8 protein-coding genes are annotated in these 11,299 nt (G+C 70.7%); 4 read left to right on the forward strand and 4 right to left on the reverse strand.

Features of this window, described 5'->3' with window-relative positions:
• Positions 1-6 precede the first annotated feature (6 nt).
• Positions 7-870, reverse strand: a complete 864-nt coding sequence (locus P8A18_RS20905; RefSeq protein WP_306056569.1) for a hypothetical protein — start codon at positions 868-870, stop codon at positions 7-9.
• 57 nt (positions 871-927) lie between these two features.
• Between P8A18_RS20905 and P8A18_RS20910 the strand changes: the two genes are divergently transcribed.
• The 4 genes from P8A18_RS20910 to glmM all read left to right on the forward strand — a co-directional run bounded on the left by P8A18_RS20910 (position 928) and on the right by glmM (position 5,750).
• Positions 928-2,556, forward strand: a complete 1,629-nt coding sequence (locus tag P8A18_RS20910; protein WP_306061040.1) for an ABC-F family ATP-binding cassette domain-containing protein — start codon at positions 928-930, stop codon at positions 2,554-2,556.
• A gap of 654 nt (positions 2,557-3,210) precedes the next feature.
• A complete protein-coding gene (rplM, locus tag P8A18_RS20915) occupies positions 3,211-3,654 on the forward strand; it encodes a 50S ribosomal protein L13 (RefSeq protein ID WP_018550601.1) in 444 nt (147 codons plus the stop codon).
• Positions 3,655-3,699: 45 nt separating this feature from the next.
• A complete protein-coding gene (gene rpsI / locus P8A18_RS20920) occupies positions 3,700-4,227 on the forward strand; it encodes a 30S ribosomal protein S9 (RefSeq protein ID WP_018550600.1) in 528 nt (175 codons plus the stop codon).
• A 164-nt stretch (positions 4,228-4,391) separates the two neighbouring features.
• Positions 4,392-5,750 carry a phosphoglucosamine mutase gene (gene glmM, locus P8A18_RS20925; protein WP_306056571.1) on the forward strand — a complete coding sequence of 453 codons (1,359 nt, stop codon included), beginning with the start codon at positions 4,392-4,394 and terminating at the stop codon, positions 5,748-5,750.
• Between the two features lie 46 nt (positions 5,751-5,796).
• Here the strand turns inward: glmM and P8A18_RS20930 are convergent, their stop codons facing one another.
• From P8A18_RS20930 to P8A18_RS20940, 3 genes are all read right to left on the reverse strand, one after another.
• Positions 5,797-6,765: a DUF389 domain-containing protein gene (locus P8A18_RS20930; protein ID WP_306056573.1), complete on the reverse strand. Its 969-nt coding sequence runs from the start codon at positions 6,763-6,765 to the stop codon at positions 5,797-5,799.
• Positions 6,766-6,792: 27 nt separating this feature from the next.
• Entirely contained in the window at positions 6,793-7,788 is a 996-nt protein-coding gene (gene coaA, locus P8A18_RS20935) for a type I pantothenate kinase (protein WP_306056575.1), read from the reverse strand.
• A 166-nt stretch (positions 7,789-7,954) separates the two neighbouring features.
• Complete coding sequence (locus P8A18_RS20940; RefSeq protein WP_306056577.1) at positions 7,955-11,125, reverse strand: FG-GAP-like repeat-containing protein; 3,171 nt, start codon at positions 11,123-11,125, stop codon at positions 7,955-7,957.
• Between the last annotated feature and the right edge of the window lie 174 nt (positions 11,126-11,299).

Below are 11,299 nucleotides of genomic sequence, written 5' to 3' on the forward strand. Positions count from 1 at the left end.
GGTGGCTCAGGTCGTGGTGATGTCCGCCGCGGCCGATGCCTGGACCTCGCCGCGGTGGCGGATCTGACGGAACGTGAAGTTCGTCAGGTCGTCGCCGACGGCGAACACGTTCTTGTCGGCCTTGGTGACGTTCTTGCCGTTGGTGAAGCCGCCGACCGTGAAGTACGCGTAACGGCCGTAGGAGTTGGCGGTACGGCGGCAGATCGCGCCGTCGCGGCAGAAGACGGGGACGCCCGATCCGCTGAGCGAGGCGAGGCCGCCGCTGGCCTGCTGGGCGGTCTTCTTGGCCTGGGCCTCGGTCTCGAAGACCGCTATGCCGACGGTGACCGCCACGCCGTCCAGGCTGTACGTGGCCCGGATGACCCGGTCGCAGCCGTTGGCGGTGAGGATCGAGCCGAGCGCGCCCTGGGTGGTGGTGGCGCACTGGGTGGTGCTGTGGGTGGCGCCCTTGGTGTGGACGCGGTCGCCGGTGGTGAGGGTCTTGCCGGGGAAGAAGGCGTCGACGCTGATGGGCAGCCGGTCCTTCTTCGCGTCGGATATGTAGTCCTTGGGGTCCGGCGGGGGCGGTGGCGCCACCGAGGAGAAGGACGGTTCGGGCGCGGTGGTCTCGCTGGGCAGCGCGCTCGCCGACGGCAGCTCGCTGGCGTCCTTGCCGGCCGCGTCGTCGGAGTGGTTGCTGTTGGCCGAGATGACCGCGGTCGCCACGATCGCGGCGACCGCCGCGGTGGCCAGCGCGCCCCCGCCGATCAGCAGCCACTTCTTGCGTCTGGCGCGCGACTCGGACGCCTCGGCCAGCGCCTCCCAGTCCGGAGTCCCGCTGTTCCCCGGCCCCGCCGGCCCCCAGGAGGGCCCCCCTTGCCCAAAGCTCATGCCGCGATCCTAGACCGAAGGTAAACCGGTTGGGCCAGGGCTTCGCGGCCCGTGACAATGCTGGGTATGGGACATCTCGAAGCAGGCCATCTTGAGTACTACCTACCGGACGGGCGGGTGCTGCTCGGCGATGCTTCGTTCCGGGTGGCCGACGGTGCCGTGGTCGCCCTCGTCGGGGCGAACGGCGCCGGGAAGACCACGCTGCTGCGGCTGCTCGCCGGGGAGCTCCAGCCGCACGGCGGCTCGGTCTCGGTGAGCGGCGGGCTCGGCGTGATGCGGCAGTTCGTCGGCTCCGTGCGCGACGAGCGTACGGTCCGCGACCTGCTGGTCTCCGTCGCCCAGCCCCGCATCCGGGAGGCCGCGCTCGCCGTCGACCGGGCCGAGGAGCGCATCCTCACCGTGGACGACGAGGCCGCGCAGATGGCGTACGCGCAGGCGCTGAGCGACTGGGCCGAGGTGCGCGGGTACGAGGCCGAGACGCTCTGGGACATGTGCACGATGGCCGCGCTCGGTGTCCCGTACGAGAAGGCGCAGTGGCGCGAGGTGCGCACGCTCTCCGGCGGTGAGCAGAAGCGGCTGGTCCTGGAGGCGCTGCTGCGCGGGCCCGACGAGGTGCTGCTGCTGGACGAGCCGGACAACTATCTGGACGTGCCGGGCAAGCGGTGGCTGGAGGAGAAGCTGAAGGAGACCCGTAAGACGGTCCTCTTCGTCTCCCACGACCGCGAGCTGCTGTCCCGGGCCGCGCAGAAGATCGTCAGCGTGGAGCCGAGCCCGGCCGGCAGCGACGTCTGGGTGCACGGTGCCGGCTTCGACACGTACCACCAGGCCCGCAAGGAGCGGTTCGCGCGCTTCGAGGAGCTGCTGCGGCGCTGGGAGGAGGAGCACAAGCGGCTGAAGGCGCTCGTGCTGCGGCTGCGGCAGCAGGCGGCGAACAGCCCCGACATGGCGAGCCGCTACCACGCGATGCAGACCCGCTTCAAGAAGTTCGAGGACGCGGGGCCCCCGCCGGAGCCGCCGCGCGAGCAGGACATCCGGATGCGGCTGCGCGGCGGCCGCACCGGGGTGCGGGCGGTGACCTGTACGAATCTGGAGCTGACCGGCCTGATGAAGCCGTTCGACCTGGAGATCTACTACGGGGAACGGGTCGCGGTCCTCGGCTCCAACGGCTCGGGCAAGTCCCACTTCCTGCGGCTGCTGGCGGGTGAACCGGTCGCGCACACGGGGGAGTGGAAGCTCGGCGCGCGGGTGGTGCCCGGCCATTTCGCCCAGACCCACTCCCATCCGGAGCTGCTGGGCCGGACGCTGGTCGACATCCTGTGGACGGAGCACGCCAAGGACCGGGGCGCGGCGATGTCCGTGCTGCGGCGCTATGAGCTGGAGCGGCAGGGCGACCAGGCGTTCGAGAAGCTGTCGGGCGGCCAGCAGGCCCGGCTCCAGATCCTGCTCCTGGAGCTGTCCGGCACGACCGCGCTGCTGCTGGACGAGCCGACGGACAACCTGGACCTGGAGTCGGCGGAGGCGTTGCAGGACGGTCTGGAGGTGTACGACGGCACGGTGATGGCCGTCACGCACGACCGGTGGTTCGCGAAGAGCTTCGACCGGTTCCTGGTCTTCGGCTCGGACGGGGTCGTACGGGAGACCTCGGAGCCGGTGTGGGACGAGCGGCGGGTGGAACGGGCGCGGTGACGCGGCGCGCCCCCGTGGGGTGTGGGTCGCCCACTGTCCGGTGGGTGGGGGCGGGGTCCCTCCGGGCAGACTCCTCAAAAATGGCGTGTTCACCCGACGACGCGGGGAACCCCGGTCGTACGCCATTTTCTGCGGGGACTGCCCTGCACGCCCCCACCCACGTTCGCCCGCGTCTGTACGCTGGTGGTACGTCTGCCGCAGACGCGTGGCGGCCGGTCCGGGGGCGTGCAGGGGAGTCCCCGCAGGACGACGAACGGATACCCGGGTGCGGCTGCGTACCCGCCGAACGTTCGTCGTCCGAGGAGACGCCCCGGAGGGACCCCGGACCCCACCCGGGACGCGCAGGCGTGCTCTTCAGCCCGTCCGGCGCTTGAGGACGGAACCCTCCGCCCCGGACCGGGGCGGGCCCCCATGGATGCCGCCCGCCCAGGGGCCCCGTTTTGACCCGTCCGGGGGCGGGCGGGTACTGTCGACCACTGTTATACGTATTGGCTGCGTCGTTCTCACGCGAAGGGCCCTTACGTAGGTTCCCTGGAGCAGTTACCAGTGGCTCGCATACGGGCAGCGTCCCCGGCATTGTGCGCCCCAGCTGCATATCGCTTCAGGGGTGCCGTGTGTCTGGACCCCATCCACTGAAGAAGCGAAGGCTACGAAGTGCGTACGTACAGCCCCAAGCCCGGCGATGTCACTCGCCAGTGGCACATCATCGACGCCCAGGACATCGTCCTCGGCCGTCTGGCCACCACGGCTGCGAACCTCCTCCGAGGCAAGCACAAGGCGATCTACGCCCCCCACATGGACATGGGCGACTTCGTCATCATCATCAACGCCGACAAGGTTCACCTGTCCGGCAACAAGAAGACCCAGAAGATGGCGTACCGCCACTCCGGTTTCCCGGGTGGTCTCCGCTCGGTTCGTTACGACGAGCTGCTCGCGAAGAACCCCGAGAAGGCCGTCGAGAAGGCCATCAAGGGCATGATCCCCAAGAACACCCTGGGCCGTCAGATGATCTCGAAGCTGAAGGTCTACGCGGGCGACCAGCACCCGCACGCTGCGCAGCAGCCGGTCCCGTACGAGATCACCCAGGTCGCGCAGTAGTTCCGGCCTCCCCCCAAAGACGTAAAGAAAGATCTGAGGAGCATCGTGGCCGAGACCACTGTTGAGACCCCTGTCGAGGGCACCGAGGGCGAGGAGACCTTCGCCGAGGTGACCACCTTCGAGTCCGAGGTCCCCGTCGAGGGTGAGTACACCTCCGAGTCGCTCGCCGGCCGCTTCGGCGACCCGCAGCCCGCCGCCGGCCTCGGCCGTCGCAAGAACGCCATCGCCCGCGTCCGGATCGTCCCGGGCACCGGCAAGTGGAAGATCAACGGCCGCACCCTTGAGGGCTACTTCCCGAACAAGGTGCACCAGCAGGAAGTCAACGAGCCCTTCAAGGTGCTCGAGCTGGACAACCGTTACGACGTCATCGCCCGCATCTCGGGTGGCGGCGTCTCGGGTCAGGCCGGCGCCCTGCGCCTGGGCGTGGCCCGTGCGCTGAACGAGGCGGACGTGGACAACAACCGCGCGACGCTGAAGAAGGCCGGCTTCCTCTCCCGCGACGACCGTGCGGTCGAGCGCAAGAAGGCCGGTCTGAAGAAGGCCCGCAAGGCCCCGCAGTACAGCAAGCGCTAAACCGCCTGCTCACCCGCGTTACACGTTCGCCCCGGCGGCACACCTCGTGCTGCCGGGGCGTTCGTTTATCGACATCCTCGGGCATATAACGGCATAAGGCGTTCATAGGCTTGTTGGGTACTTGATCAGATCTTTGCGTTTCGGAGCACTTTCGGAGGACACCAGTGGGACGACTCTTCGGCACGGACGGCGTGCGCGGTGTCGCCAATGCGGACCTGACGGCCGAGCTCGCGCTCGGGCTCTCGGTGGCCGCGGCACACGTACTGGCCGAGGCGGGCACCTTCGAGGGCCATCGGCCCACGGCCGTGGTGGGCCGTGACCCACGCGCCTCCGGAGAGTTCCTGGAGGCCGCCGTCGTGGCCGGCCTCGCCAGCGCGGGCGTCGACATCCTGCGCGTCGGCGTGCTGCCGACCCCGGCCGTGGCCTACCTCACCGGCGCCCTGGGCGCCGACATCGGGGTCATGCTCTCGGCCAGCCACAACGCCATGCCGGACAACGGTGTCAAGTTCTTCGCGCGCGGCGGCCACAAGCTGGCCGACGAGCTGGAGGACCGCATCGAGACGGTCTACGAGCAGCACCGCACCGGTGCGCCGTGGTCCCGCCCGACCGGCTCCGGCGTCGGCCGGGTCACCGACTACGCCGAGGGCTTCGACCGCTACGTCGCCCACCTCATCGGCGTCCTCCCCAACCGGCTCGACGGCCTGAAAGTCGTCCTGGACGAGGCCCACGGCGCGGCCGCCCGCGTCTCGCCCGAGGCATTCGCCCGCGCCGGGGCCGAGGTCATCACGATCGGCGCCGAGCCGGACGGGCTGAACATCAACGACGGCTGCGGCTCCACGCACCTGGAGCTGCTGCGCACCGCCGTCGTCGAGCACGGCGCCCACCTCGGCATCGCGCACGACGGCGACGCCGACCGCTGCCTGGCCGTCGACGCGGCGGGCGAGGAGGTCGACGGCGACCAGATCCTGGCCGTGCTGGCCCTCGCCCTGCGCGAGGCCGGGCAGCTGCGCGGGGACACCGTCGTCGGCACCGTCATGTCGAACCTCGGCTTCAAGATCGCCATGGAGCGCGAGGGCATCCAGCTCGTCCAGACCGCCGTCGGCGACCGCTACGTCCTGGAGTCGATGAAGGCCGAGGGCTACGCGCTGGGCGGCGAGCAGTCCGGCCACGTCATCGTCCTGGACCACGCCACGACCGGCGACGGCACGCTGACCGGGCTGATGCTGGCGGCCCGCATCGCCGCGACCGGCCGGCCGCTGGCGGAGCTGGCCGGTGTGATGGAGCGGCTGCCGCAGGTCCTCGTCAACGTCCCGGACGTCGACAAGTCCCGCGTGCACACCTCGCAGGAGGTCGCCGCGGCCGTCGCCGACGCCGAGCGCGAGCTGGGCGCGACCGGCCGCGTGCTGCTGCGCCCCTCGGGTACGGAGCCGCTCGTACGGGTCATGGTCGAGGCCGCGGACATCGAGCAGGCGCGCACGGTGGCCGGGCAGCTGGCGGACGTCGTGAAGTCGGCGCTGGGCTGATTCGCCGGGGGTGGGGACGGGGCCTTCCGTACCCCGCCCCGCCCCCTCAGCCGCTGCCCTCGGCCGCCGCCGGGGGCTCCTGGGCGCGCTGCCGGCGCTGGGCAGCGCGCCACAGTGCCTTCTGGGTGATCAGCGTCAGCGTGCCCGCGAGCACGATCCCGCCGAGGTTCTCCAGGAGCTGGCGCGCGGAGCCGGACATCTGGGCGTAGTCGCTGTAGCTGAAGGCCACCGCCGCGTTGGCCGCGGCCGGCACGGTCGTCACCGAGATGGCGACCCCGATCAGCGCCCCGGACTTCGCCGAGGTGAGCGACAGCGTCCCGGCGATGCCCGCGAGGAACGCGACGACGAACGAGAGCCAGTCCGGCTGCCACACGAACGCGGTGTTGGGCCGGTCGGCCTCGATCATGTCCCGGTCGAACAGTCCGAAGAGGTCCATCAGCCAGGAGAACCCGGACGTCAGCACCATGGCCGCCGCGAAACCGCCGACGAGCGCCCACAGCGAGCGCCACACGAGGTGCGGGGCGCGCTGCACCAGGGCGGTGGAGATCCCGGCCAGCGGTCCGAACTCCGGGCCGACCGCCATCGCGCCCACGATCAGGACCGCGTTGTCGAGCATCACCCCGCAGGCCGCGAGCATCGTCGCGACGGCGAGGAACGCCAGGTAGGTGATGCTGAACGTGGACTCCTCGTGGGTGGCCTCGGACAGCTCCTCCCACAGCACCGCGTCCGCGCCCTCGCCCGGCGCGGCCCGCTCCGCCTTCTCGGCGCGCGCCGAGAGCGTGAGGTCCAGGCCGGCGACGGTGACCGCCCCGTACCGGTCGACCCCGAGCCGCCGCAGCGCCCCGATCAGCTCGTCGCCCGCCTCGCGCGCCACGTCGCACAGCACCACGTCACCCGCGGGGTCCCGGGCGACCCCCGGCAGCACCACGAGGTGGGCGGTGCCGGCGGTCCGCTCCAGCAGGCCCGTCACCTCGTCCGTACGGTCGGCGGGCACGATCAGGCGCAGATGCAGCACAACGCTCCTCGTGGAGGCTCGAACGGCTCAGAGCTTGCGCAGGGACAGCCGCTGCACCTTGTGATCGGGCCCCTTGCGCAGCACCAGCGTGGCACGCCCACGGGTCGGCGCCACGTTCTCCACGAGGTTCGGCCGGTTGATGGTCCGCCACATGGTGGCGGCGTACTCCATCGCCTCCGCCTCGGAGACCTGCGTGTACTTGCGGAAGTACGAGGAAGGGTCCTGGAACGCCGTCTCGCGCAGCTTGCGGAAGCGGCTGAGGTACCAGGTCTCGATGTCCTCCGGCCGGGCGTCCACGTACACGCTGAAGTCGAAGTAGTCGGCGAGCCCCACCCGGGTGCGGCCGTCCTTGCCGGGCAGGGCCGGCTGGAGGACGTTCAGCCCCTCCACGATCAGGATGTCCGGACGCCGTACGGTGAGCCGCTCGCCGGGCACGATGTCGTAGATCAGGTGGGAGTAGACGGGGGCGGTGACCTCGTCCTTGCCCGCCTTGATGTCGGCGACGAAACGGGTCAGGGCGCGCCGGTCGTACGACTCCGGGAACCCCTTGCGCGACATGAGGCCGCGCGCGTGGAGCTCCTTCATCGGGAGCAGGAAGCCGTCGGTGGTCACCAGCTCGACCCTCGGGTGCTCCGGCCACCGGGCCAGCAGCGCCCGCAAAATCCGGGCGGTGGTGGACTTGCCCACGGCGACGCTGCCCGCGACCCCTATGACGAACGGCGTCCCGCGCTGCGCGCCCTGCCCGTTGCCCGCGTCCCCGAGGAAGGTGTTCAGGGCGCCGCGCAGCCCGGACGTGGCCTGCACGTAGAGGTTGAGGAGGCGGGAGAGCGGCAGATAGACGTCCCGCACCTCGTCGAGGTCGATGACGTCCCCGAGCCCGCGCAGCCGCTCCACCTCGTCGGCGGTCAGCGGCAGGGGCGTCCTGTCGCGCAGCGCGCTCCACTCCGCCCGGGTCAGGTCGACGTACGGCGTCGCGGCGTGCTCGGCGCGTCGGTTCGTGCTCCGGGTCGGCGAAGTGATCACGGGAACATTGTTGCGGGAGTTCCACGGGAGTACGAACGGGGGTGGAGGGTGGGCTCGGTCACGTGGGGTCGGCGGCGCCCGACCGCTGTGACGGCTGTACGGGGAACGGGCCGGCGGTCCTGGCGCGTGTCGGCGCCGGACCGTCGGCCCGTTCGGAGCGGGGGCGTCAGCCGAAGGCCTTGACGTCCCCCCAGCCGCTGGAGATCACGGTCATCGCGGCAGAGTTCGTGTTGGTGGTGGAGGGGTGGTAGACCTTCACCGATCCGTCGGCGGTGAATCGTGCCCAGATGTCGGGGACGCGGTCACCGTTGACGTCCGGGATACCGATCACGGTGTCGATCTTGGCGCTGGTCCACCCCGTGCCGTACGAGGTGTCCTTGCCCTCCCGGGAGGCCGCGGCCGTCTTCAGGGAGTTCAGGTCCACGCTGCCGGTGACCGTGCCGGGCTTGCCGTGCCGGACGTACATGTTCCCGTTGGACGTGTTCCGCCAGAGCAGGTCGGGGGTGCCGTCCAGGTCGATGTCGGCGACGTTGACGATGTCTCGGATCTCCCACGCGCTGGCGCTCAGCCGGACCGCCTCCTGGAAGGCGCCGCCGGTGTAGCCGAGCAGCACCCAGAACGCGTCACCGGTGCGCACGAAGACCTCGGGCCGCTGGTCACCGGTGATGTCGCCGACGGCCTTGAGCTGGACCCAGCCCGCCGGGTCGGGGGCGCCCGGGGGCAGCCGGACCTCCAGGCGCTTGCCGACGTCGAAGCTGCCGTAGCCGTCGCCCGGGTAGAGCCAGAAGCCGCCGTCGGGGGTGCGGGCGAACAGGTCGGTGACGCCGTCACCCGGGTAGGCGTCGGCGTAATGGGTGATCAGCGCGGCCTTGCCGGTGGCGGGGTCGTACCAGTGGCCGGTGGGGTTCAGCTTCCCGTTGGAGGCGTAGCCGGCGGCGAGGGAGGTGTAGAGCTCGCCGTCGGGCAGGCCGGCGTAGGAACGGAGGTTGCCGCTCGCGTTGATGGTGAGCAGGTCGGCGCGTCCGTCACCGCCGAGGTCGCCCGGAGCGTCCGCGGTGTCCCGGGGCGGCACGTAGAAGGCGTAGTCGGTGTACTCCTTCGACTTGTTGCCGACCGCGTCGAAGGAGTACACCCGCATGCTGTTCGGTCCGGCGCTGGGCGGGGCCAGGGTGAGGGAGAGCAGCCCGACGGTGTTGCCGGACTCGTCCTTGCCGGTGGTGGCCGCCTTCTCGGTGTAGCCGGCGCCGGTGAGCGTGTAGGAGAACTTGGTGGCGCCGGGGGCGCTGAAGGTGAAGACGCCGGTCGCGCCGAACTTCTTCTCGGACCAGGTCAGGCCGTCCGCGGTGGCCTCCGGGAAGTCCACGCTGGTCACGTCGGGCGCGGGCGGCGCGGAGCCGTCGACGGTGAACTGGCAGGGCTGGTCACCGGGCGGGAAGTAGGTGGAGACGGCGCCCGAGGTGTCCTCCGAGCGGACGTCCCACTTGTAGGTGGTCTTGTCGGCGAGGCTGCTGGACGGGATCGTCAGCGTCGCCTTGCCGCCGCTGTTGGGGGTGACCAGCGTGCCCGATGGGGCGCTGGCGCCCGACTTCCACCAGCGGAAACGCAGCTTGGAGAGGTTCTTGTCCGGGTCGGTCGCGGTCGCGGAGAGCACGATGTTCGTCTTGGCGACGGGACGGCTGGACGGGGCGGCCAGGCAGGCGCCGCCCGGGGTGGTGGTGCCGCCGGTCGGCTCGTTGGGCTTGCGGTTGTAGTCCACCTCCAGGGCGGCCGACGTGGCACGGAACTTGCGCCAGGTGTAGGTGCTGGTCTCGGTGTTGGCCCGCATGCCCAGGGTGAGGGTCGACGCGCCGGCGTCGGCCGCGTACTGGGCGCCGGCCTTCACGTTCCACAGCACGTACTCGTCGGAACAGGAACTGTTGTAGCCGTGGGCGAACGACTGCGACTGGAGCAGCGACGACCAGCTCGGCTGCTTCTTCCACGTGGTGCCGGAGGAGATGGCCCCGGTCCGGTAGAGGTGGAACTGCCGGGTCTCGCACGACCACGAGTGGTTGTTGAGCACCTTGAACTGCGCCTTGGTGACGGTGGCGCCCTTCAGGCTGCTGGAGAAGCCCATCGTCCAGAACGAGCGTGCCAGGCCCTTGGTGTCGCTCTCGTAGCCGACGCGGGCGTCGGAGGTTCCGGAGCTGAAGTTGGTGCCGTTGTAGAAGCTGGAGTTCGGGTAGGGCTTGTAGGCCACGGTCCACGACTTCCAGGCGGGCTTGATCGACGGGTCGACGAACAGCGGGTAGCGGACGTCGTCGCTCTGCAGCAGACCGGCGCCGGCCACGTCCAGGGTGAGGCGCACCCCGTTGCCGTCCTCGTCCACGCCGGTCCGCAACGGGCTGCTCTGCGCGCCGGGTTCGATGCCGCTGAGGCCGGAGAGCGCCAGCACGTCCTCGGCGGTAGCGGTGCCGGTGCGCACCTCGGTGCCGGGTGCCAGCTCGGGGTCCTGGCCCGAGGAGTCCCAGGCGAACGGGGTGGGCACGGAACCGATCATCCTGCCCCCCTGCGGGTCCAGCACGCGGACCGTGTCGGTCGTGGGGTTGTGCTCGAACCGTGCCGTCTCGGACCGCAGGCCGAAGGTGAGGGTCTTCAGCTCCTCGTTCCGCGCGGCCTCGGGCGTCTTGATGATCATCAGCTGGGCGAAGCCGCCCTCCTCGCGGGCGACCAGCAGCATGTCGACGCCCGGAAAGACCTCCTGGTACAGCGCCCGCGGGCCGTCGAGCACCGGTTCCGGCAGCGGCGCGGGCCAGGTGTAGGCCACGGTGTGACCTTCCAGCTCGACCTCGGCCAGGATGCTGTCCCCGGCCGCGGGCGTGGTCCGGCGGAAGCCGCGGTCGGCGCGGTCCGCCGGAGGGCCGCCGGCCGAGAAGCGGACCGGTGTCACGGCGTTCACCGGGGTGATGCCGTCCTTGGTGCGGCGCAGACGCGTGTCGATCCGGGCCCACTCACCGTCGGCGTTCCTCGCCCGCTGCGGGGTGGCGTGGATCTGCTGACGCATCTTTCCGTCGGGCAGCGCCCAGGTGAGCGTGGTGGCGGTGGTGGCCGCCTCGACGAGGACCTTCTTGCCGGTGCGGTGGGCCGCGTCGATCGCCTCCGCCTCGGTCCGCGGGTGGTCACCGGCCGGGGACGCCTGCGCGCTGCCGCCCCGGGCCTGTGAGGTGGCGTCCTCGTCGCCGGGCCAGCCGGTGAGCCACGGCAGCAGGGACGCGGTGAGCGCGGCCACGAGCAGGCCGAGGGTGACGGACAGCCGTGTGCGGCTGCGCACGAACGGTCTGAGCGGGCGTGGCACGGTCACGGGGCTTCTCCGAGGGGACCGGAAGGATGGGCGGGTCGATATGCCAGGACCCGCTTTGTGACCGCGGGATACAGGCGCCCGCACGATCGCATGTGTTCGAGTCAACTACCCAAAAGTCAAAACTTATTGATTTGTGATCAAAGCTCAGCGTGATGGAGGCAGGGGCGGAACTGC

The organism is Streptomyces sp. Mut1 (assembly GCF_030719295.1).
GTDB lineage: Bacteria > Actinomycetota > Actinomycetes > Streptomycetales > Streptomycetaceae > Streptomyces > Streptomyces castrisilvae.